The following is a 21,267-nucleotide window of genomic DNA, read 5'->3' as shown; positions in this document are numbered from 1 at the left end:
ATGCTGGCACGGAAGACCCACCCAACCTGTCCCCCAGCCACCGGTACAACCAAGGTCGGACAACGCCCGCCGTGTTGGCACCAACGAACATCAGGAGAAGCGACCGCCATGAGCATGCCTCTGCCCACCGGCCCCGGTGCCTCGTCCAGCGCCCTGCTCGATTGTCTGGCGGGCTGCATCGATGCCCTCGGCAGTGACGACTTCGAGGCGTCCCTGCTGGTCCTGCTGGGGGCCACCTTCGGTATCGAGCAGTGCATGATCTTTGCGCTGGACCGCGACGATCGCCTCGAATGTCTGCTGGCCAGCAACGAGCGCCAGCCGTTGCTCGCCCGGCGGCTGGCCCAGCGCTACGCCGAGGGGCTCTATCGCCTGGACCCCAATTACTCGACGCTCAGACGACTCGCAACCGAGGAGGCCCGAGGCGCGACTCTGGCACCGATGCGCGAAGCCGACATGTCACCCGCCTATCAGCGTCATCTGTTCGACTTTCCTGAACTGGTCGACAAGGTATCGCTGGCGGTTCCTGTCGCCGAAGGGGTCTGCTACCTCAATCTCTATCGCGGGCGGGAGCAGCTTGCCTTCTCTCCCGAGGAGGTGGCGGAACTGGATGCCCTCAGACCAGCACTGGCCTCCCTGGTGCGCCGCCACTATGGCTTGACTCGACCCACACGCCTGACCGCCGGCCCGGCGGAGGCTCGGGCCCTGGCGGCGCTGTCCGAGCGCGAGCGCGCACTGTGCCTGCATCTGCTGCGCGGCCACAGCCTGAAAAGCGCGGCCAGGACGCTGGACATCGCCCCGTCCACGGCAGAAACCTATCGCAAGCGGGCCTATGCCAAGCTGGGGGTGTCCAGCAAGGATGGCCTGGTAGCGCTGTGCAGCCGGTGACTCCAGGCCATCGAACAGCACGCAGGACTTACCGCTTGGCGGCCTGGCGATAGGTCCTCGGCGAGAGGCCGTAAGCCTTCTTGAATACGCGACTGAAATGCGCCGAGTCGGAAAAGCCGTGGGCGTAGGCAATATCGGTGACACTGCGTGATGCAAGTTCGGGGCTGGCCAGCGCTTCGGCGGCCCGTTCGAGGCGCCTCCTCCGCAGGTAACGCCCCACACTCTCGCCCTCCTGCTCGAAAAGACGATAGAGCTGGCGCAGCGATATGCCCAGGTGTGCGGCGATACGCTCCGGACCTAGCGCGGGGTCCGCCAGGGCCTTCTCGATCAATCGGCAGGCCGCCTCGAAACGCCATTGACGGGGCGCATCCAGGGTGACCTGGCCGCGCAGCAACGGCGCCAGCAGCGCCACCATGGCACCGCCGAGCGCCTCGCCCTCGGCGGGATCATCGAGCCGCTGGTGCCAGCGACTCGCCACCTGCTCGATCGCGATGGTCAGTAAATTGGCGCTGGGGCCCTGCAGACTGGGTTTGGCGAAGGGCACCCGCCCCAGGGCGAGTCCAGCCAGCAGCGGGGCCCGCGGTAGATGGAAGGACAGGTGCTCGACCGCCCCAATAGGCTTGATCTCGCAGGCCCGAGCGGCATCCAGCAGCACCAGCTCGCCGGGCGACAGTGCCAGCAGGCGTCCATCCTGCACGAACTCTGCCCTTCCCCGTCGCTGCAGGATCAAGAAACAGCAGTCGTCCCGCTCACGATCGGCCCGGGGTCTACCGCGCCAGATCGCACCGGCGTTGGAGCGGACCCGGGCGATTGCCAGCGGGCCGGATTCAAGGCTCGCCACCTGGCCGACAAAGCGCTCCTCGCTGCGCTGCGCCTCGAAGGCACCGCAGATTCCCCTCAGCCGATGCAACCAGCCATCGAAACCGACATCATCGCCACCGGATCTTGTCATTGTGGTCATCTACCACTCCAGGCGCAGGCAGGCTCTCGCCGGATCATTGTTGTTGGTTCTGGGAAAGTTTCATTCTCAAGGGAATTGTGCGTCGCCATTGCCGTGACAGCCAGTACTGACCGTGCCCGACCGCCCGAGCGCGTAAAAAACCTTCCTCTGGCAGATATGAACAAGTCGCTCGGCAGGTACAGGCAAGACAGCACTGCCAGGCTGGGCGAGGCTCGAGGATAACGGTTGCACGCGATACCGAGTCAGGTTCGAGCGCTACGGACGACGCGGCTTCGGTGACGACAGGAAGCGACCAACAACAAGATGCCGTATCAACAAGAGGTGCCCCATGCCCACTCCCCTTATCCGTTTCTGTCTGCCCGCCCTGCCCCTGCTCGCCGGTCTGGCGCTGAGCTCCCCCTCGGTGGCCCAGGGCAGCAACAGCGATGGCCCGATCGAGAAGGTCAGCGCCGATGCCCTCGAGGCCCCGACCCGGGTCGTCACCCTGGGTACCGGCACGCCCAACATCCTGCCTGACCGCGCGGGTACGGCCACGGCGGTCATCGTCAATCGTGACGAGGTCTACCTGTTCGACGCCGGGGCCGGCTTCATGGAGACCCTCAGTCAGTTCCAGAGCGGCGACAAGGCCGGGCTGTTTCCGGATTCGCCGGAATACCCGACTTTCATGTACCCGACCTTTCTCGACACCCTGTTCCTGACTCACCTGGACTCGGACCATGTGCTGGGGATTCCTGAGCTGTTGCTGCGCGGCTGGGTGCTGGAGCGCACCACTCCGGTACAGGTCTGGGGCCCCAGGGGCACCCGGCAGATCGTCGACGGGGTGATCGAGGCCTATCAGCCGGATATCCAGCATCGCCTGGGCAGCCTGCCGATCGGCAAGGAGGCACCCTATACCGGCGTTGTCACCGAAATCGGCTCCGAACCCGGGGTGGTCTATGAAGACCACTACGTCACCATCAGCGCCTTCGACGTGCCCCACGGCAGCTGGGAAGCCGGCGAGGCCTTCGGCTATCGCATCGAGGCCCCGGACAAGACCATCGTCATCTCCGGCGACACCTCCTACAGCGAGAGCCTGATCGAGCATGCCCAGGGTGCCAACATTCTGCTGCATGAGGTCATGTCCCAGAGCGGTCTGGAATCGCTGCCGGAACAATGGCAGGAGTACATGCTGCACGCCCACACCTCACCGAGCCAACTGGCGGAGGTTGCCCGTCAGGTCGACCCGGACCTGCTGGTGATGATCCACCCGCTGCTGCTGGGCGCCTCCGAGCAGACCTTGATCGACGAGATCACCGCTGCCTACCCGGGCGCGGTCGAGCTGGCCGATGACGGTGACGTCTTCGAGTAGTCCGCAGTCACTCCGTAACGACCCCGATCAGTCATCAACGACAGCGGCCCCGCCTGTTTCCAGACGGGGCCGCTGTCGTTCCAGAGGAACGTATCTACTGACGCCAGGCGCGCACGAACATCCAGGTGCCGAGGCCCCAGGCGCCGTTGACCAGAAAGCCGATGGGGAAGATCGCCGGGTCGATGCCGCGCCCCTTGAGCGGGAACACCACCAGCATGGCCACCAGGGTCAGGGCGATGCCGCCAAACAACCCTGCCTTCCACCAGCCCCCCTGATCGATCCGTCTGAGCGCGAACACCAGCATCATCACAAGCCCCCAGACGCCACCCCAGAAGCTTGCCGAAAACCAGGCCGGCACGCCCAGGGGGGCAGCGGGTGAGGTGGAATAGGGGGCAAAGGGGATCACCCCGTAGGCGTGCAACAGCCCCACTACCGGCTGGTGGAAGCACAGCACGGCGAGAAAGCCGGCAACGAAGGCCAGGACCAGATGACGGGTCATGCAAGACTCCAGAAAGTGCAGTGACTGGGTAGTAAAGGCGCGAGCTTCGGTAACGCCTCGATCACCAAGGACGATGCCTCAGTCACGAGGATAGAGACCGCCCTCGCCCATCAGCACCGCCTGCCCCGCGATCTCGACGGTGACCTTGTCCTTGTCGTCGCGGGTGGCGCGGGCGTGGATCTGGCTTGGGCGGTGCATCGCCTCGCCCTGGTGGATGCGCCAGTTGTTGCCCTGGCTCTTCGACTGCTGTCCCAGAAAGCCCGCCAGCGCCGCCGCCGCGCTGCCGGTGGCGGGGTCCTCGACAAAGCTGCCGGCGTGGCGCGAGAACATGCGTGCGTGAATCTCGCCGGATTCCTTGGCCTCGCGCACATAGAAGTAGACCTGCTCCACGGCGCTGGGTGACACATGGCGCTGCCAGGCTTCGCCGTCCAGCGCCAGCCGCGCCAGCGCCTGGGCACTGGCCAGCTCGACCAGGTGGTACGGCAGTCCGCAGGAGGCCTGGACCGGGTCCGCGGCGACGTCATCGAGCTCGAGCCCGGCCAGCTCCGCTGCGCTGGACTGGCCCAGCGTGCTGGTGCCGACCTCCGGCGCGCGCGCCATCTTGAAGCGTGCCAGGTCGCCCTCGTAGGTCACCTTGAGCGGCCCGCCAGCCAGATCCAGGATGACCGGGCTATCGGCGCTGACCTCGCCAGCATTCACCAGCCCCTGGGCGGCGATAAGATGAGCCACGCCAATGCTCGGATGGCCGGCAAACGGCAGCTCGCGGTGAGGAGTGAAGATACGTACCGGAAAATGCCGGCTCGCCTGGGCCCGCCCGACGAAGGCCGTCTCGGCCAGGTTCAGCTCGTTGGCGATGGCCTGCATGCGCTCCCCCGCGATACCGTCGGCGTCGAGAAACACCGCCAGTGGATTCCCGGCGAACGGTTGGTCGGTGAACACATCGAGCAGGTAGTAGCGGGTCAGGGACGGCAGCATAGGCGGCTCCACTTGGACTTGGTAGACCCGGGCCAGGCAACAGGCGCCCGACACCGGTGGCGCCTTCCAGCATAGAGGCCCCGGCGTCCACCTTGCCAGCGCGCGAACGGGCAAACCCCTCTACGGCAAAGTCAACGCAGTGATGTCGAGCCGTCGATGGCGCCCGCGACGCCAGCACCATTCACCCTTCCGGGCCCACTCATGCCTCCGGCGGAAGGGCCACCTCGGGAATCTCCATGCCCTGCTCGCGGTAGTAGCGCAGGGCGCCGGGGTGCAAGGGAGTGTTGATGTCGAGAAAGGCATCCTCGAGGCGAATGTTCTTGAGTACCGGGATCTGTCCCGCGCGTTCATCGAGCCCTTCCCAGAAAGCCTTTGTCATGCGGTAGATCGCCTCCTCGGGCATATCTTCGCGGGTGACCAGCCCCACCGTCACCCCCACGGTACGGATATCGCCCTTGGCGAGTTGATTGGGGCCATAGGTGCCTTCCGGGATGGCGCCCAGCCGGAAGCCGGGACGTTCGAGCACCGGCGCCATCGCTGGATCCTCGAGCTTGTCATCGGGTATCCCCAGCAACCGCACCTGCTGCGTCAACGTCAACTGGGTAATCACCGGACTCGGCGGCAAGGTCGGGTTGAAATAGACATCGATGTGGCCGTCCTGAAAGCTCTGGGCCGCCGCATCCCAACCCAGGCTCACCACATCGTAGTCGTCCTCGGGCGAAAGCCCTGCCATGCCTTCGATAAACATGCGCGAGGTCTGGTAGGCAGCCCCGCCTGGCGGACCCAGAAACACCTTCTTGCCGGCCAGATCGGCAAAGGATTCGATGCCATCGTCGGCATGGGTCACCACGTGGTAGTAGCCCATGGGAAAATTGAACACCGTACGCAGCTTGTCGGCGAACTGCCCCACCCCGGCAACGCTTCGGTAGGGTCCGGTCTCGGTGGCCAGCATGTGAAACAGGTTGGGGGAAGACATGAAGAAGTCCGAACGCCCCTGGGCGGTTTCCACCGCATGTCGAGTGGCAGCACCGGTGGCATTGACCTGTACCTGATACCCCTCCACCTGCTCGTTGACCAGGGTGGCAAAGGTGTTCATGACGATATAGGGCGAGGTGCCGGGCCCCAGCGTGGAAAGGCGCAGATTTTCAGCGGCCAGGACACTGGAGGACAGCACCAGCGCCGCTCCGAGCGGAGCAAGTAGCGAGAGACGAGACAGCGACATGGGAGACTCCTCGACAGCACGGGTAAAAACGCCCGCATCGCGCGGGCTGAGACGATGAACCAGAGCCCCTCGGCTCATGGCGCGATACGCGGCGGGCTACGGCGGATCAGTCGACGCGGCAGTTCACACGCCAGCAGCGCCGCCACCACCGCCAGCTGAAGCCAGAACCAGGGCAGCACCAGAACCACCGCACCGACCACCGCAGCGGCGGCCCACCAGACGCCACGGCCGATCATCACCGCCAGCATCCACATCGCGATGCCCAGACGCACCAGCACCCAGCACAGCTCGAGCAGCGAGAACTCGGTGATCAGCAGCAACGAGGGGCTGTAGGCGAAGGCGAAAGGCACCAGGAACCCCATCAAGGCCAGGCGGACCGCGCTGACGCTGATACCCATTGGATTGGCGCCGGCGATCGGTGACGCGGCGTAGGCGGCCAGCGCCACCGGTGGCGTGATCGATGACATCACGGCGAAGTAGACGACAAACAGATGAGCGGCCACCGTCGGCACGCCAAGGGCCTGCACCGCAGGTCCCATGACCAGGATGATGATCAGGTAGGCGGGGACCGTCGGCATGCCCATGCCCAGCACCAGGCAGGCCAGCGCCATGACCAGCAATGACAGCAGCAGCGATCCCTCGGACAGCGCCTGGGCCGCCGAGGCAAAGCGCAGCCCCAGCCCGGTCAGGTTCATGACCCCGACCACCACACCGACCGCCGCCACGGCGACCAGAATCTTGGCACTGGCGGTGGCGGCACCCGACAAGGCTTCACCAAAGGTCGACAGCCTGCGTGCCTGGGGGTTGGCGAGGAGCCCCAGCGGCACGGCGACGACCACCGCCCAGAACCCGGCCATGGCCGGTGAGCTACCCGCGATCAACATGACGATGATCAACCCCAGCGGCAACAGGAACACCGCCAGCATGCCGAGGTCGGATCGCCCCATGCGCGGCAACTCGTCGCTTGCCAGGGGAGGAATCCCGGCACGCCGGGCTTCGACAGAGATGCACGCAAACAGGCTGAGATAGTAAAGCAGCGCCGGCAGCAGCGCGGCGATACAGATATACAGATAGGGAATACCGGTCAGGTCCGCCATGATGAAGGCCACCGCGCCCATGATCGGCGGCATGATCTGCCCCCCGCTGGACGCCGCGGCCTCCACCGCCCCGGCGAAGCGGGCGGAAAAACCCAGTCGCTTGATCATCGGAATGGTGACCACGCCGGTGCCGACCACGTTGGCCACCGCGCTGCCGGAAACCGAGCCGAACAGCGCACTGGCGAGCACCGCAGCGTGGGCCGCGCCTCCTCTGATCCGGCCCAGCCCACGCATGGCCAGCTTGAGCAGCACATCCCCCGCCCCCAGCGCCTCGAGCAGCACGCCAAAGATGATGAACACCACGATGGTCCCGACCACCACCGCAAGCGGCCGGCCGAAGACCCCATCAAAGCTGTACCACAACGTCAGCATCAGCCCACTGAGGTCGACCCCGGCGTGGCCGATGGCGCCTCCCAGCCAATCGCCGGCCAGGGCATAGCCGATGGCCACCAGGCATACCAGCACCAGCGGCAGCCCCACCGCGCGCCTGGCCATCTCGAGCAGCACCAGCATCGCGCCGCCCCCCAGCACAACATCGATGGGCACCAGAAAGTAGAGGCCGAATTCAAGCTCGGGAGCGATCATCGCGTAGCGCACCAGCGCAGCGCTGAAGATTGCCGTCAACAGCAGGTCGAACAGCAACCGCGGCAGGGTTCGGTCGGCACCGGGACGAGTCAGCAGCAGCAGGATGCCGAGCCCGAGCCCACCGACCCGGGAAAGCGTCTCGTTGTAGATGCCGAAGCGCGCGGTATAGAGCGCACCGCCAACCAGCGCGAGGGCAAAGACGAAAAACAGAAAGGCTCTGAGGCGGCCTGCCAGAGGCAGGGCCGTCGAGTGGCGTGCAACAGTCATGGGCTCTCCTGGGACGTATCCCGGGTCATTATCGTTATGCCCTCGACTCTAGCCGCCCGACGACCCCCGTCACAGCCGGTCTTTTCACTGGGTGAAAATTTCGACCAACGTATCATTAGGCGCGACCTCGCCACTCAATAGAGCTGGTGCTCGTAAAATAGCTGGGCCAGTTCCTCGGCGGCGGGCTTCAGCCGCTGTGCATACTGCACCTCGGTCTCCGGCGCCCACTGGGCGGTAGCCAGCCACACAAGGTTCAGGGTGGCTTGCACCTCGCCCAGCACCACGATCGGTACCGCAATGGCACGAAACTCGTCATCCACATCTTCGGCCGCGGTGGCGATGGAAGGGTCCCTGACCGCGAAGCCACGCCGGCGCACCTCCGACAGCGTCCGGGTCACGTAGTCACCATCGGCGGCCAGCACCGCGTCTTCACCGCCCTGCTGGCGCAGACCGGCCAGAATGCTCTCCAGCCGCCTAGGCTCGCAGTAAGCCAGATAGGCGCGCCCCATGGCCGACTTGAGCATACCCGGGCGGTAGCCCACGACTTCTCGATTGACCACCAGCACGCTGCGACGCCGCGACGTCTCGATGATGGTCATGCCACCTCGATGGTAGACGCCGACATCCGACGGCCAGTGCAGGTCGCACTGCAAGCGATCCAGTACCGGCGCGGCCACTTCAGCGATGGCGTCGTGCACGCTGACGCCAATGCCCATGTCGTGCAGCTTGTAGGTCAGTCGATAACATCGATCCCCCATTCCCCGATAGACCCAGCCGGCCTGGGCCAGGGTGGCGAGGATACGCAGCAAGGTCGCTCGATCGATGTCGGTCGCCCGGTGCAGCTCCCCCAGGGACAGCGGCGTCCCGGCGTCATGAATGGCCTGGACCACTTCCAGCCCGCGGGAGAGAGCACGAATCTGCTTGGTCATGACAAGGGGTCCGGCGTCTGCGTTGGATTTCACCTGGTGAAAAGCGAAATTGCACGCGGCGTGATTCAGAGTCAACAGTAGAGCCATGCCCTTCCACTCTATCGCGAGCCTGCCCATGCGTTCACGACCCAACCTGCTTTTCATCATGGCCGACCAGTTGCGCGCCGACTATCTGGGCTGCAATGGTCATCCGACCATCAGAACCCCCAACATCGATGCCCTGGCAAGGCAAGGCGTCAACTTCACCCGTGCCTACTGTCAGGCTCCGGTGTGTGGTCCTTCTCGCATGTCGTTCTATACCGGCCGTTATGCCAGCAGCCATGGCGCCAGCTACAACAACGTGCCCCTGCGGGTCGACGAACATACCCTGGGCGACTACCTGCGGCCGCTGGACTACCGGGTCGCACTGATCGGCAAGACCCATATGCGGCGCGACGACGAAGGCATGCGCCGCCTGGGACTGGATCCGCAATCTTCCCGAGGCGTCCTGATCAGTGAATGCGGGTTCGAACCCTATGAACGCGACGACGGCCTGCACCCCGACCAGTCGGCGGACCCCGACCTGCCCTACAACGTCTACCTGAGGCGCAACGGCTACGCCGGCGACAATCCCTGGCATGACGCCGCCAACTCCGCCGAGGGAGAGGACGGCGAGCCCCTCAGCGGCTGGTACATGCGCCACTGTCATCTGCCCGCCCGGGTCAAGGAAGAACACTCGGAAACCGCCTATACCACCGATCGCGCCATGGCATTCATTGCCGAGGCGTCGGACCAGCCCTGGTGCCTTCATCTCAGCTACATCAAGCCCCATTGGCCCTATATGGCACCGGCGCCCTACCATGCCCTTTACTCCCCCGAGGACATGCTCCCGGCGGTCCGCGCCGAGCACGAGCGCCAGCAGCCACACCCGGTGCTGGAGGCCTTCATGCAGCATTCGGAGTCCCAGGCATTCGCCCGGGACGAGGTCCGCCAAGGCGTGGTGCCAACCTACATGGGCCTGGTGACTCAGCTCGATGATCACATCGGTCGGCTGATGCGCTTTCTGGACGAACGCGGCGAGCGCGACAATACCGTGATCGTGCTGACGTCGGATCACGGCGACTACCTTGGCGACCACTGGCTGGGCGAGAAGGAGATGTTCCATGAGCCCAGCGCGCGCATCCCGATGATCGTGGTCGACCCCCGCCCACAGGCAGACGGCGGACGCGGTCAAACCTGTGAACGACTGGTCGAGGCCATCGACCTGGTGCCCAGTTTCATCGACTTTGCCGGTGGCGACAGCCACACCTTCGATCATCGCCTGGAGGGGCGCTCGCTAGCCCCGCTGGTCCAGGGCCAGACACCGGCCGACTGGCGCCACTACGCCTTCAGCGAGGCAGACTTCGCCTGGCGACCGGCCAGACGCTCGCTGGCGCTGGAGCCGGACCAGGCCCGCGCCTTCATGGTGACCGATGGCCGCTGGAAGTACATTCACTACGCCCACCACCGGCCTCAGCTGTTCGACCTTGCCCAGGACCCGCAGGAGCTCGACGATCTGGGCACGGCAGAGCACCTGCACGAAGTGCGCGAGCAGTTGCACAGGGCGCTGGGAGACTGGGCCAGGCAACGACGTGGTCGTGTCACCGTCAGCAACCAGCTGGTGGAAGAGCGCACCGGCATGGCCCATCAGCGGGGCTATCTGTTCGGCCTGTGGTGATGACGCGAGAACGGGGCCGGGGTCATGAAGTTGGCGACGGGAGGGCGGCCAAGGCTGAACTCAGTGTGCACCAGCGGTACACTAGCGCCCGTTCCCACTGCCGAGGCCGCCGTGATGTCCCACCTGCTCTCCATCGACTCCCTGTCCCGCGACGATATCGATCACCTGATGCGGGTGGCGGCCACCATGGAACCCGTCGCCCAGCGACGCAAGGTCACCCGGGTGCTGGAAGGCGCGGTGCTCGGCAACCTGTTCTTCGAGGCCAGCACCCGTACCCGCGTCAGCTTCCACACCGCCTTCTCGCGGCTCGGCGGCAGCGTCTGCGACACCACCGGCTTCACCTTCTCGTCGATGGCCAAGGGCGAATCGCTCTACGACACCAGCCGCGTGATGGCCGGCTACTGCGACGCCATCGTCATGCGTCACCCGGATCAGGGCTCGGTGGCCGAGTTCGCCAGCGCCACCCATGTGCCGGTGATCAACGCCGGTGACGGCCCCGGCGAGCACCCGAGCCAGGCGCTGCTGGACTTCTACACCATCGACAAGGAATTCAGCCGCCAGGGCAAGACCCTCAAGGGTGCCCATGTGCTGATGACCGGCGATCTGAAGTACGGCCGTACGGTGCACTCGTTGATCAAGCTGCTGGCGCTCTACGCGCCCATGCGCGTGACCCTGGTGGCGCCGCCGGGGCTCGAGATGCCCAACCACCTGATCGAGCGGGTCAGCCGCCAGGGCCTGGACGTGGAGGTACGCGAGAGCCTGGCCGGGGACTTCTCCGATGTCGACGTGGTCTACACCACCCGCATCCAGAAGGAGCGCTTCACCGCCGAGATGAGCGAAGGCTTCAACCTGTCGCGGGACTTCACCGTCCACCGCGCCTTCATGGACAGCCGCTGCAATCCGTCCACCATCATCATGCACCCGCTGCCCCGGGACAGCCGTCCGGAGGCCAATGATCTGGACGTCGACCTCAACGGCGACCCGCGCCTGGCGATCTTCCGCCAGACCGACAACGGCATTCCGGTGCGCATGGCGATCTTCGCCACCCTGCTCAAGGTCGAGCACCTGATCGAGCGCGACCTGCGCGACGTGCCCTGGTTTGTGCCGGGCAGCGTCGGTGTCGACGACGCCAAGTTCTAGCTGCGGCGGTGCCAGGCGGGAGCCTGGCGCCGGCGCCACAGGCTCAGGGGCGCTCCTGCCAGAAGCGCGAGAACAGCTCGGCCTGGGTGTTGATCCCGAGCTTGGCGTACAGGTGCTTCTTGTGGACCCTGACGGTCTCCACCGAGATGGACAGGCGTCGGGCGATCTCCTTGGTCGACCCGCCGCCCAGCATCAACTGGCTTACCTCGCGCTCGCGATCGGTCAGCCCGAAGCGGGTCGCCGTCTCTTCGACGCCACCTCGGTGCGGATGCCAGGGGTGTGGGCCGGGCGTCTCGCCGCAGCGCTCGAAGTGCATGCGCAGTCGCATCAGCTCACCGAGCCAGGGCTCGACCAGCTGCAGCAGGCCGATTTCGCTGTGCAGGAAGGTTCGGGTGGAACCCAGCGACAGGCACAGGGTACGACCAGCGCCCAGTGACCGATTGATCTGCACCTCGTCACTGACGATATTGCGCCGGAAGTAACGCCGGTAGTACTCGGTCGCGGTGAACCGTGCCGGGGCCACGTCATCCAGCGTTACCAGGCCATCGAGGCCATTGTCACGGGCGGCGACATAGAAGGGATCCAGCAGATACAGGCCGCGCTGGTAGTCCTCGAACAGGCCTTCATCGGCGCCGTCGTCCTCGTCGCTTTCGGCCAGGATGGTCGGCGGCTGGTCGGCGTGGAAGACCAGCGCCACCCAGGTGTTGTAGACGATGTGGCGCGCCAGGGTGCGGCTGACGGCCTCCCAGAAGTCTTCACTTTCCAGGCGTGCCAGCAGGCGCGCGAAGTCGCGATGCCAGCCCATCGCCTCGAGCATTCCCGTGGTTCCTTCCTCACTGTTCTGCGACATCTGACGGCGCCTCACCCTATGGGGGTAACCCTGCCATGGAATAGGCAGCCTCGGTGAATAGAGGATACTGACATTCTATAAAACGCCAACCGACAACAACGGCTGTGGAGTCTTCCATGCAGATAGCCCTGGCACAACTTCCCGGCATCGAGGGAAACATCGAGGCCAACCTGGACGCCGCCCTGAGCACCCTGGAACGCCACGGCGACCAGGTGTCGCTGGTGGTCTTTCCCGAAACGCATCTCAGCGGCTTCGCCGAACAAGACCACGTCGACGATCGTGCCCTGGCGCTCGATGGCCCGGAGGTGGCTCGTCTGATCCAGGCCAGCCGTGACCACGACTGCGCCCTGGCCATCGGCCTGCTCGAGCGGGCCGCCGATGGTGTCTACAACACCACGCTACTGATCACCCCGGAAGATGGCATCGCCCTCACCTATCGCAAGACCCACCTGTGGCCCGATGAGCGGGAGCTGGTCGGCCTGGGCCAGCGCATCGGTGTCACCCGCTGGCGCGGGCTGACCCTGGGGCTGATGATCTGCTACGACATCGAATTCCCCGAGACCGCACGGGCCCTGGGCGCGCTGGGCACCGACCTGATGCTGGTGACCAACGGCAACATGGACCCCTACGGCCCGGTACACGCCCGCGCCGCCCAGGCCCGCGCCCAGGACAACCAGTGCTTTGTCGCCATGGCCAACCGCTGCGGTGAGGGCGCCGGCCTGACCTTCGCCGGCCACAGCGCGGCGTATTCGCCGCTTGGCGAGACCCTGTTCGAGGCCGATCGCGACGCGGGGGTCCACCTGGTATCGCTCGACCTCGAGCTATTGAATCGTGCCCGGCGGGACTATGACTACCTGGCCGATCGACGCGTCTCGCTGGACCTTCAGCGCGACGACGACTCGCGAGGCCCCGGTTTCCGCCTCATCTGACCCGGCCTTCCTGACCATGATTGCCTGACCATGTTTGCCTGACCCGACTGTCCATCACCAACAACCATAACGCGAGCCCCAAGATGTCTCACTCCAAGCCCCAACTCGGCCTGTGGCAGGTCGTTCTATTCGGCCTTGCCTACATGACACCGATCATCGTCCTCGGCACCTTCGGCGTGCTGGCGGTGGTCTCCGAAGGCGCGGTATCCGGCGCCTACGCGGCGGCACTGATCGCCATGCTGTTCACCGCCCACAGCTATGGCCGCATGGCCAGCGCCTACCCGGTGGCCGGCTCCGCCTACGCCTATGTGCGCCACGCCATCAACGATCGACTGGGTTTCATGGCCGGCTGGGCCATCCTGCTGGACTACCTGTTTTTGCCCATGGTGATCTGGCTGATCGGTGCCGCCTATCTGCACTCGGCCTTTCCGTCCGTGCCGGTGCCGGTGTGGCTGATCGCCTTTATCGCGGTCACCACCTTCATCAATATCATCGGCCTCAAACTAGCGAGCCTGGTCAACAGCGTGCTGATGCTGGTTCAGGTGCTGGTGATCGCCGCCTTCGTCGCCCTGGCGGTGCACTACGTGCTCGGGGACCCCAGCCAGCCGCTGTGGAGCCTGACGCCCTTCCTCGGCAGCGCCGACAGCCCCCAGATGCCACTGCTGATGGCGGGCGCCGCCGTCGCCTGCTACTCCTTTCTCGGCTTTGACGCGGTGACCACCCTGACCGAGGAGACCCGCGACGCCGAGCGGACCCTGCCCCGTGCCATCCTGCTGATCACCCTGCTGGGCGGCCTGATCTTCATCCTGGTGTCCTACTTCGTGCAGCTCGCCGCGCCGGGCTACGAGTTCGCCAATGCCGACGCCGCCGCCTACGAGATCGCCCGCAATATCGGCGGAGACGTCTTCGTCTCGATCTTTCTGATCGGCCTGGTCGTCGGCCAGTTTGCCTCCGGCATCGCGGCCCAGGCCAGCGGCTCGCGACTGCTTTACGCCATGGGCCGCGACGGCGTCCTGTCGACCCGCCTGCTTGGGCGCCTGGGACGCTTCGGCACGCCTACCGGTGGCCTGATACTCAGCGGCGTGGTGGCGCTGCTGGCGTTGACCATGGACGTGCTCTCGGCGGCCTCCTTCATCAACTTCGGGGCCTTCCTGGCCTTCGCCCTGGTCAACCTGTCGGTGATCGCCCACTACTACATCAAGCAGGGCCGACGCGGCCTGGCCGACAGCCTGTACTTCCTCGTCGCGCCGACCATCGGTCTGCTGGCGATCCTGTGGCTGATGGCCAGCCTGGACCGCTCCGCGCTGATGCTGGGCGGGATCTGGCTGGCCTGCGGCCTGGCGTGGCTGGCCTGGCTGACCCGCGGCTTCCGCCAGGCGACACCGGAGCTAAGCCTGGAGGGTTGAACCTGCCTGGGTCGATTGCCCCGAAAAAAGCCCGAGGCCAAGACCTCGGGCTTTTTGGATGCTTCACAAGTTCGGTGCAACAGTGGCGACCTCAGCGGCTCGGCAACCCTTCCTCCCGGGCAAAGAAGCCTTCCAGGATCAGCACCGCGGCGATGCCGTCGACACTTTCCTTGCGGTAATTTCCCCCGTGTCCCTGCTCCCGGGCGATGGCCTTGGCCTCCCGGGTGGTGCCGCGCTCGTCGAACATCTCGCACTCGACCCCGTAGCGGCCAAACAGCCGCTTGCCGAACTTGCGCGCGCGGGTGCTCATCTCGCTCTCGCTGCCGTCCATGTTGAGCGGCAGGCCGACCACAAAACGATCGGGCTGCCACTCCTCGACCAGCGCACTCACCCGTTGCCAATCGGGAATGCCATCCCGGGCCGGCAGCGGCTCGAGCTCCCTGGCGCTGCGCAACAGCTCGTTGCCCACCGATACGCCGATGCGCCGGGTGCCGAAGTCGAAGGCCAGGATCAGGCGCTCTCCCGCCTCACGCTTGCGACTGGCCATCAGCCGTGCCCGGCCTCGCGGGTCATCAGGTTGAGATCGATGCCGAGGATCCCGGCGCTGGCCGACAGGCGCTGCTCCGGCGGCGTCTCGAACAGCACGTTGGCGCGGCCTTCCACGGTCAGCCAGGCGTTGTCCATCAGCTCGTTCTCGAGCTGACCGGACTCCCAGCCGGCGCAGCCCAGGCACACCAGAAAGCGCTCGGGGCCCTCGCCCTTGGCCAGCGCCTGGAGCATGTCCATGGAGGTGGTCAGGGCGATATCGTCGGTCACCTGGATGCTCGAATCCCAGGGTTCGGCGGAGCCCGAGTGCAGGATAAAGCCGCGATCCTTGTGCACCGGGCCACCGTAGTACACCGGGGCCTGGGCGTTGGCCGCTTCTTCCACGCTGATCTCGAGCTGCTCGAACAGGGCGTCGAGGGTCAGGTCGGTGGGCTTGTTGACGATCACGCCCATGGTGCCGTTCTCGTCGTGGTCGCACAGGTAGCTGAGCGTCCCGGCGAAGTTCGGGTCTTCCAGATGGGGCATGGCCATCAGGAAATGGTTCTTCAAGCTTTGCATGTGACTCCCAGGCGGTCTTGCGCGCCGTCCAGATGCGTGGCCAGGCCTCAGGGCGAGTCGTCGCCCCGACGGCCCGGCAGGATGCCCCCAGTGTACCATCCGGGGGCATGGCGCTCAGTGACTGTGGGGAAAACTCGACGTGATCGACGGTCTAGCCGCGCGCCGCCAGGCGACGCTCGATGGCGTCCATCAGCAGGCCGGCGATGTCTGTGCCGCGCTGGTCATCGATCTCGCGCACGCAGGTCGGGCTGGTGACATTGATCTCGGTGATGTAGTCACCGATCACGTCGAGGCCGACGAACATCAGGCCCTTCTCCTTGATAACCGGCTTGACCTGTTCGACCAGCCAGTAGTCGCGATCGGTCAGCTCGCGGCTGACGCCGCGACCGCCGGCGGCCAGATTGCCGCGGGTCTCGCCGGCGGAAGGGATCCGCGCCAGACCATAGGGCACCGGTTCGCCGTCCACCAGCAGGATGCGGGTGTCACCGTCCTTGATCTCGGGAAGGAAACGCTGGGCCATGATCTGGCGCCGGCCACGTTCGGTCAGGGTCTCGATCACCGCCCCCAGGTTCCGCCCCTCGGGGCCGATGTGGAAGATGCCGCTGCCACCCATGCCGTCCAGCGGCTTCAAGATGACGTCGCCGTGCTCGGCCTGGAAGGCGCGGATCTCGCTGTCGCGACAGGACACCAGGGTCGGTGTGCAGCACTGCGGGAACTGTTGGGCGAACAGCTTTTCGTTGCACTCGAACAGCGGCCGGGTCGGGTTGACCACCAGCACGCCCTCGCGCTCGGCGAAGGCCAGCAGATGCACGGCGTTGAGGAAGTGGCCATCCACCGGCGGGTCCTTGCGCATCAGGATGACGTCGAGCTCCGCCAGCGGCCGCGACTCGACCTCGCCCAGGTCGAACCAGTGCTGCGGGTCGCGGTGGACCTTCAGCGGGCGCTGGTGGGCAAAGGCGCGGCCTTCCTTGAGGAACAGGTCTTCCTGTTCCATGTAGGAAAGCGACCAGCCGCGATCCTGAGCGGACCACAGCATGGCGAGACTGGTGTCTTTCTTGTAGGTCAGCTGGTCGATGGGGTCCATCACCACGCCGACACGAAGGAGGCGATTGGTCATTCGGGGGTCGTCCGCTAGCGGTAGATGCCGTCAAGTATGCCCGACACCCCAGGCACCACCAAGGTCAGTCGCTGTCGGCCGCTTGCCTTCACCCGGCGACACGCCGATTCAGACTCACTTCAGTCGCCGTCGCTGGTCGCGGTGGCGCCTGAGTCCCTGGGCGCCAGGCGCACCCCGCTGTCCTCGATGATGATCAGGCGTCGCTTGTAGAGCCGACCGATGGCCTGCTTGTAGGCATTCTTGCTGACGCCCAGGCGCGCCTTGATCTCGGCGGCCTGACTCTTGTCCGACAGCGGCAGGTAGCCGCCAGCGTCGCGCAGTGCCTTGAGCACCTGTTCGCCGACCACGTCCAGACGGGCCGAGCCCGGCGGCAGCAGCGACAAGTCCAGCCGGCCATCCTCGCGCACCCGCTTGACGTAGCCTGTCAGGCGCTGGCCGCGGCGCAGCGGGCGGCTGATCTCATCGTGATAGATCAGCCCCCAACAGCGGTGATCGACCACCGCCTTGACCCCCAGGTCGGTGGTGTCGGCGATGACCAGGGCGACCTCATCGCCGGCACGATGGTCATCGCTGTGATCGGTGATGTAGCGCTCGAGACGCTGGGAAGCAACCGGCCGTCCACTGCGGTCCTCGCTGACCTTGACCAGTACACGCCGGCCCACGGCCGGCGTCAGGCGCTGTTCGCTGAGTGGCAGCAGCAGGTCACGCTCGTGGCCCCAGTCGAGAAAGGCGCCGAAGTCGGTGACCTGCACCACCCGCAGATCCGCCACCTCACCCATGGCGACCTTGGGTGAGCCGTGGCCCTGACGAGATCGTCCCGACGAGGTCGACCGCGAGGACTTGCCGGCAGCACTTCGAGAGCGGCTGTTCGCAGCGTCGTTCGAGGCGCTGTTCGAAGAGCGATGCGAAGACGGCTTGTCGTTGCTGGAGCGCGGCGGAGTACCGCGACGGCGGGAATCGGACATGGAGAGGGGTTCCGCAAGAATGTGCAGCCCCATTATGGCGACTGCCGCGGGCATATGATACAGCCCGCGGCACTTGCCTTGCTGACGCCTGCAAGCTGACGCCTGCAAGCTCATACCCGCAAGCTCACACCCAAATGGTCAGGTCCACAGACGGCCTGTACCCTGCCTTTGAGACGAACGCCTGTGCAACGACGCTCAGGTCGGCCAGCTCGGCCCTCGCTTGCTCAACCGCCGGGTGTTGGAGGATGTCTTGCGCCCCAAGGGTTTGATCGCCGCCGTCAGCACCTGGTCGGGGCTGCGGCCACTGATCGCCGCCCGCTGGGCGGCCATGGCGGCCTGGGTAAAGGCCGTCATCTTCTCGGTGACCATGCGCAGGTCCTCGCCGGGAGCCACCGACCAGAACCCTTTCATCCCCATCAGTCGCATGCCGATCACCATCTGGGCCTCGACCAGCATCTGGGTCATCTTCATCCCCATCATCCAGTAGCCAAGGGGCGTACCCCATTGAGCCATCGGGGAGGCTGCACGACGTCTCGCCATCATCCTTCTCCTTCATCAGCGGGCAGGAATACCCATTTCAGGGTAGTTGGGTAGACGCTATCCCTTACAAGCTACTCGATCCGGGCGCCCAGCGCTCACCTCAATGATGGTGATTTTCTTCATCGACAGCGACTGATGGGAAAGGCTCAGCTCTCGCGCTTGCCATCCACCAGGCGGCTGACGTTCAGCGGATTGCCGTCCTTGAGCGCTTGCGGCAGCAGGGCGTCCGGCAGGTTCTGATAGCACACCGGGCGCAGGAAGCGGTAAATGGCGGCGCTGCCGACCGAGGTGGTGCGCGAGTCAGAGGTGGCCGGATAGGGGCCACCGTGGACCATGGCGTGGCACACCTCGACCCCGGTGGGCCAGCCGTTGGCCATCACCCGACCGGCACGCCGCTCGAGGATCGGCAGCAGGCCACGGGCCGCGTCGATGTCGCCGTCGTCCATCTGCAGGGTCGCGGTCAGCTGGCCCTCGAGCCCCTCGGCCAGTGCCTTGACTTCGTCCAGGTCAGCACACTCGACCACCAGCGAGGTCGAACCGAACACCTCGGCCTGCAGCGCCTCATCATTGAGGAAGTCGCTGGCCTTGGCCACGAACAGGCCGGCCTGGCACTGGTTGGGTCCGTCGCCCTGGGGGCCGCGCGCCACTTCACGGGCCTTGTCGCTGCCGCCCAGGGTGTTGACGCCCTGGGTGTAGGCGTCGTGGATGCCCGGCGTCAGCATGGTCTGGGCACCTGCGCCCTTGACCGCTTCGGCGGCGGCCTCGACGAAGCCGTCGAGCGCCTCGCCCTTGACCGCGATCACCAGCCCCGGGTTGGTGCAGAACTGGCCGGCACCCATGGTCAGCGAGCCGACGAAGGCCTCGCCCAGCGCCTTGCCACGGGCCTTGAGCGCCTCGGGCAGCAGGAACACCGGATTGATCGAGCTCATCTCGGCGTACACCGGGATCGGCTCGGGACGCGCCTGGGCGGTCTTCATCAGGGCGGTGCCACCGCTGCGCGAGCCGGTGAAGCCCACCGCCTTGATCCGCGCGTCGCTGACCAGGCCCTGGCCGACCTCGCGACCGGAACCGAACAGCAGCGAGAACACACCTTCCGGCAGTTCACAGCGAGCCACCGCCTTCTGCAGCGCGCGGCCGACCAGCTCGGAGGTGCCGGGGTGGGCCGAGTGGGCCTTGACCACCACCGGGCAGCCGGCAGCCAGGGCGGATGCGGTGTCGCCGCCGGCCACCGAGAACGCCAGTGGGAAGTTGGAGGCGCCGAACACCGCCACCGGACCCAGAGCGATGTGGCGCTGGCGCAGGTCGACCCGCGGCATCGGTTCACGGTTCGGCAGGGCCGGATCGTGCCGCACGTCGAGCCATTCGCCGGCACGCACCACCGAGGCGAACAGACGTAGCTGACCGCAAGTGCGGCCACGTTCGCCCTCAAGACGTGCCTGGGGCAGGCCGGACTCGGCCATGGCGCGCTCGATCAGGGCGTCACCGAGCGCCTCGATCTCCTCGGCGATGGTCTCGAGAAAGGTCGCACGGGCCTCGAGGCCGGTCTCGCGGTAGCTATCGAAGGCCGCCCAGGCCAGTTCGCAGGCGCGCTCGACCTCGGCCTTGGAACCTGCCTTGTAGCCAGGCTCGAGGGTCTCGCCGGTGGCCGGGTTGACGGCGTGGATGGGCTCGCCCTTGGCCTCGATGGCCTGGCTGCCGATCAGCTGCTTTCCTTCCAATGAATACATAAAAACTCCTTGAAAATTTGCCTTAAAGCGACTCGATTACCGGCTTTGAAGCTGACACGCGCTTCAGCACATTGCTCAACGGGCGCGTGGTGATATCACACTCGATACGCATTTCATCACCATCTTCAAGGGCAATATCATCACCGAAGCTCAGTACCGCGGCGCCAAAGAAGTGAACATGCAACTGGTTCGGCTGACAAAAGGTTGCATACTTGAAATGGTGGTATTCAAGGTTGCTCACCGAGTGACACATGTGCTTTTCACCGCTCATGAAGGGGCGATGCCAAAGCTGTTCGCCACCCCGATGCAATGACACATTTCCCTTGATCTCCTCGGGGAGTTCGCCAACGAAGATCTCGGGACCGATGCTGCAATCGCGCAGTTTTGAATGCGCCAGATACAGGTAGTTCTGTTTTTCCGTCACATGATCGGAAAACTCGTTTGCCAGGGAGAAGCCGACTCTGAAGATTCGGCCTTGGTCATTAACGATGTAAATCCCGGCAAGCTCGGCTTCCTCCCCACCATCCAGGGCGAAGTCCGGCATCGTGATCTCGGCAAAAGGGGCGCGTAGCGTATGACCCGTGCCCTTGTAGAACCATTCAGGCTGCGCACCGACCTCGCCTGCTGCGGGCTTCCCTCCGGCGACACCCAGGTCAAACATGCGCTGAGTATCGGTGGGCTGTGCCGTCTTCGCCTCGACGTTCTCGCCTTCATGCATCTGGCTACGCGGAGCCGCGCTGCCAAGATGGGTCAGACCGGTCCCGGTCAACAGCAGGTTGGCAGGCTCGGGGTGGGTGATCGGCGCGCGAAGACGGCCATCGCTGATGGCCTTGTCGTAGGACAGGGTGGCATCCGTGCGAAATTCGGACAGCACAGCGTCCAGTTTACGCTCCTGGTTCGCCGCATGAAGCGCAATGGTGTAGAGAGGTTGTGCCAGCAGTTCAAGCTCATCGCCGTTGACGATAGCCGCAACGACCTCGTTACTATCGTTTACCACTTGTACAATATGCATGAATATCTACCTT

At 65.4% G+C, this 21,267-nt stretch carries 20 protein-coding genes; 6 read left to right on the top strand and 14 right to left on the bottom strand.

The window, feature by feature from the left end; translation table 11 throughout:
- Positions 1–108 precede the first annotated feature (108 nt).
- Positions 109–885, top strand: coding sequence for a helix-turn-helix transcriptional regulator (locus NFI08_RS06010; protein WP_349587994.1), 777 nt, complete (start codon positions 109–111; stop codon positions 883–885).
- A gap of 28 nt (positions 886–913) precedes the next feature.
- Here the strand turns inward: NFI08_RS06010 and feaR are convergent, their stop codons facing one another.
- Entirely contained in the window at positions 914–1,846 is a 933-nt protein-coding gene (gene feaR, locus NFI08_RS06005; RefSeq protein WP_349587991.1) for a transcriptional regulator FeaR, read from the bottom strand.
- Between the two features lie 328 nt (positions 1,847–2,174).
- Here feaR and NFI08_RS06000 point away from each other — a divergent pair, with 328 nt between their 5' ends.
- Complete coding sequence (locus tag NFI08_RS06000; RefSeq protein ID WP_349587988.1) at positions 2,175–3,194, top strand: MBL fold metallo-hydrolase; 1,020 nt, start codon at positions 2,175–2,177, stop codon at positions 3,192–3,194.
- 94 nt (positions 3,195–3,288) lie between these two features.
- Here the strand turns inward: NFI08_RS06000 and NFI08_RS05995 are convergent, their stop codons facing one another.
- The 5 genes from NFI08_RS05995 to NFI08_RS05975 all read right to left on the bottom strand — a co-directional run bounded on the left by NFI08_RS05995 (position 3,289) and on the right by NFI08_RS05975 (position 8,768).
- Positions 3,289–3,693 carry a hypothetical protein gene (locus NFI08_RS05995; protein ID WP_222516236.1) on the bottom strand — a complete coding sequence of 135 codons (405 nt, stop codon included), beginning with the start codon at positions 3,691–3,693 and terminating at the stop codon, positions 3,289–3,291.
- A 78-nt stretch (positions 3,694–3,771) separates the two neighbouring features.
- Positions 3,772–4,668: a PhzF family phenazine biosynthesis protein gene (locus tag NFI08_RS05990; RefSeq protein ID WP_349587985.1), complete on the bottom strand. Its 897-nt coding sequence runs from the start codon at positions 4,666–4,668 to the stop codon at positions 3,772–3,774.
- Between the two features lie 199 nt (positions 4,669–4,867).
- Positions 4,868–5,890, bottom strand: coding sequence for a TAXI family TRAP transporter solute-binding subunit (locus tag NFI08_RS05985; RefSeq protein WP_349587982.1), 1,023 nt, complete (start codon positions 5,888–5,890; stop codon positions 4,868–4,870).
- 74 nt (positions 5,891–5,964) lie between these two features.
- Positions 5,965–7,839 carry a TRAP transporter permease gene (locus NFI08_RS05980; protein WP_349587979.1) on the bottom strand — a complete coding sequence of 625 codons (1,875 nt, stop codon included), beginning with the start codon at positions 7,837–7,839 and terminating at the stop codon, positions 5,965–5,967.
- Between the two features lie 134 nt (positions 7,840–7,973).
- On the bottom strand, positions 7,974–8,768 hold the full coding sequence (locus NFI08_RS05975; protein WP_162816502.1) for a helix-turn-helix domain-containing protein: 795 nt from the start codon (positions 8,766–8,768) through the stop codon (positions 7,974–7,976).
- 115 nt (positions 8,769–8,883) lie between these two features.
- Here NFI08_RS05975 and NFI08_RS05970 point away from each other — a divergent pair, with 115 nt between their 5' ends.
- On the top strand, positions 8,884–10,464 hold the full coding sequence (locus NFI08_RS05970; protein WP_349587975.1) for a sulfatase-like hydrolase/transferase: 1,581 nt from the start codon (positions 8,884–8,886) through the stop codon (positions 10,462–10,464).
- A gap of 111 nt (positions 10,465–10,575) precedes the next feature.
- Entirely contained in the window at positions 10,576–11,604 is a 1,029-nt protein-coding gene (gene pyrB / locus NFI08_RS05965; protein ID WP_108449436.1) for an aspartate carbamoyltransferase, read from the top strand.
- A gap of 43 nt (positions 11,605–11,647) precedes the next feature.
- Here the strand turns inward: pyrB and NFI08_RS05960 are convergent, their stop codons facing one another.
- The gene (locus tag NFI08_RS05960) at positions 11,648–12,454 is read right to left on the bottom strand and encodes a helix-turn-helix transcriptional regulator (RefSeq protein ID WP_253029286.1); all 807 of its coding nucleotides are present in this window, start codon (positions 12,452–12,454) and stop codon (positions 11,648–11,650) included.
- Positions 12,455–12,570: 116 nt separating this feature from the next.
- On the opposite strand from NFI08_RS05960, the gene NFI08_RS05955 reads away from it, so the two are divergent.
- Positions 12,571–13,383 (top strand): carbon-nitrogen hydrolase family protein, encoded by an 813-nt coding sequence (locus NFI08_RS05955; protein ID WP_045993850.1) that lies wholly within the window; start codon positions 12,571–12,573, stop codon positions 13,381–13,383.
- Positions 13,384–13,466: 83 nt separating this feature from the next.
- Positions 13,467–14,789: an APC family permease gene (locus tag NFI08_RS05950; RefSeq protein ID WP_045993849.1), complete on the top strand. Its 1,323-nt coding sequence runs from the start codon at positions 13,467–13,469 to the stop codon at positions 14,787–14,789.
- A gap of 91 nt (positions 14,790–14,880) precedes the next feature.
- On the opposite strand, the gene ruvX is transcribed toward NFI08_RS05950, so the two are convergent.
- The 7 genes from ruvX to araD1 all read right to left on the bottom strand — a co-directional run bounded on the left by ruvX (position 14,881) and on the right by araD1 (position 21,254).
- Entirely contained in the window at positions 14,881–15,336 is a 456-nt protein-coding gene (ruvX, locus tag NFI08_RS05945) for a Holliday junction resolvase RuvX (RefSeq protein ID WP_349587969.1), read from the bottom strand.
- The gene (locus NFI08_RS05940; protein WP_045993847.1) at positions 15,336–15,893 is read right to left on the bottom strand and encodes a YqgE/AlgH family protein; all 558 of its coding nucleotides are present in this window, start codon (positions 15,891–15,893) and stop codon (positions 15,336–15,338) included. Before NFI08_RS05940 ends, ruvX begins: the two co-directional genes overlap by 1 nt.
- Positions 15,894–16,044: 151 nt before the next feature.
- On the bottom strand, positions 16,045–17,010 hold the full coding sequence (gshB, locus tag NFI08_RS05935) for a glutathione synthase (RefSeq protein WP_349587967.1): 966 nt from the start codon (positions 17,008–17,010) through the stop codon (positions 16,045–16,047).
- A 119-nt stretch (positions 17,011–17,129) separates the two neighbouring features.
- The gene (locus tag NFI08_RS05930; protein WP_249742752.1) at positions 17,130–17,789 is read right to left on the bottom strand and encodes a CvfB family protein; all 660 of its coding nucleotides are present in this window, start codon (positions 17,787–17,789) and stop codon (positions 17,130–17,132) included.
- Positions 17,790–18,170: 381 nt separating this feature from the next.
- A complete protein-coding gene (locus tag NFI08_RS05925) occupies positions 18,171–18,515 on the bottom strand; it encodes a hypothetical protein (RefSeq protein WP_083970522.1) in 345 nt (114 codons plus the stop codon).
- Positions 18,516–18,661: 146 nt separating this feature from the next.
- A complete protein-coding gene (locus NFI08_RS05920; protein ID WP_349587963.1) occupies positions 18,662–20,242 on the bottom strand; it encodes an aldehyde dehydrogenase (NADP(+)) in 1,581 nt (526 codons plus the stop codon).
- Between the two features lie 22 nt (positions 20,243–20,264).
- The gene (gene araD1 / locus NFI08_RS05915) at positions 20,265–21,254 is read right to left on the bottom strand and encodes an AraD1 family protein (RefSeq protein WP_349587960.1); all 990 of its coding nucleotides are present in this window, start codon (positions 21,252–21,254) and stop codon (positions 20,265–20,267) included.
- Positions 21,255–21,267: the final 13 nt, after the last annotated feature.

The sequence above is a fragment of the Halomonas sp. EF61 genome (genome assembly GCF_040147045.1).
GTDB classification, from domain to species: domain Bacteria; phylum Pseudomonadota; class Gammaproteobacteria; order Pseudomonadales; family Halomonadaceae; genus Halomonas; species Halomonas litopenaei.
Note: the sequence above shows the minus strand (reverse complement) of the source record. Positions and strands in the feature narration are given on the sequence as shown.

Excerpts from the sequence above, each read along its gene's own strand:
- NFI08_RS06010 (WP_349587994.1), top strand. The coding sequence starts at position 109 with ATGAGCATGCCTCTGCCCACCGGCCCCGGTGCCTCGTCCAGCGCCCTG.
- feaR (WP_349587991.1), bottom strand. The coding sequence starts at position 1,846 with ATGACCACAATGACAAGATCCGGTGGCGATGATGTCGGTTTCGATGGC.
- NFI08_RS06000 (WP_349587988.1), top strand. The coding sequence starts at position 2,175 with ATGCCCACTCCCCTTATCCGTTTCTGTCTGCCCGCCCTGCCCCTGCTC.
- NFI08_RS05995 (WP_222516236.1), bottom strand. The coding sequence starts at position 3,693 with ATGACCCGTCATCTGGTCCTGGCCTTCGTTGCCGGCTTTCTCGCCGTG.
- NFI08_RS05990 (WP_349587985.1), bottom strand. The coding sequence starts at position 4,668 with ATGCTGCCGTCCCTGACCCGCTACTACCTGCTCGATGTGTTCACCGAC.
- NFI08_RS05985 (WP_349587982.1), bottom strand. The coding sequence starts at position 5,890 with ATGTCGCTGTCTCGTCTCTCGCTACTTGCTCCGCTCGGAGCGGCGCTG.
- NFI08_RS05980 (WP_349587979.1), bottom strand. The coding sequence starts at position 7,839 with ATGACTGTTGCACGCCACTCGACGGCCCTGCCTCTGGCAGGCCGCCTC.
- NFI08_RS05975 (WP_162816502.1), bottom strand. The coding sequence starts at position 8,768 with ATGACCAAGCAGATTCGTGCTCTCTCCCGCGGGCTGGAAGTGGTCCAG.
- NFI08_RS05970 (WP_349587975.1), top strand. The coding sequence starts at position 8,884 with ATGCGTTCACGACCCAACCTGCTTTTCATCATGGCCGACCAGTTGCGC.
- NFI08_RS05960 (WP_253029286.1), bottom strand. The coding sequence starts at position 12,454 with ATGTCGCAGAACAGTGAGGAAGGAACCACGGGAATGCTCGAGGCGATG.
- NFI08_RS05955 (WP_045993850.1), top strand. The coding sequence starts at position 12,571 with ATGCAGATAGCCCTGGCACAACTTCCCGGCATCGAGGGAAACATCGAG.
- NFI08_RS05950 (WP_045993849.1), top strand. The coding sequence starts at position 13,467 with ATGTCTCACTCCAAGCCCCAACTCGGCCTGTGGCAGGTCGTTCTATTC.
- ruvX (WP_349587969.1), bottom strand. The coding sequence starts at position 15,336 with ATGGCCAGTCGCAAGCGTGAGGCGGGAGAGCGCCTGATCCTGGCCTTC.
- NFI08_RS05940 (WP_045993847.1), bottom strand. The coding sequence starts at position 15,893 with ATGCAAAGCTTGAAGAACCATTTCCTGATGGCCATGCCCCATCTGGAA.
- gshB (WP_349587967.1), bottom strand. The coding sequence starts at position 17,010 with ATGACCAATCGCCTCCTTCGTGTCGGCGTGGTGATGGACCCCATCGAC.
- NFI08_RS05930 (WP_249742752.1), bottom strand. The coding sequence starts at position 17,789 with ATGGGTGAGGTGGCGGATCTGCGGGTGGTGCAGGTCACCGACTTCGGC.
- NFI08_RS05925 (WP_083970522.1), bottom strand. The coding sequence starts at position 18,515 with ATGGCGAGACGTCGTGCAGCCTCCCCGATGGCTCAATGGGGTACGCCC.
- NFI08_RS05920 (WP_349587963.1), bottom strand. The coding sequence starts at position 20,242 with ATGTATTCATTGGAAGGAAAGCAGCTGATCGGCAGCCAGGCCATCGAG.
- araD1 (WP_349587960.1), bottom strand. The coding sequence starts at position 21,254 with ATGCATATTGTACAAGTGGTAAACGATAGTAACGAGGTCGTTGCGGCT.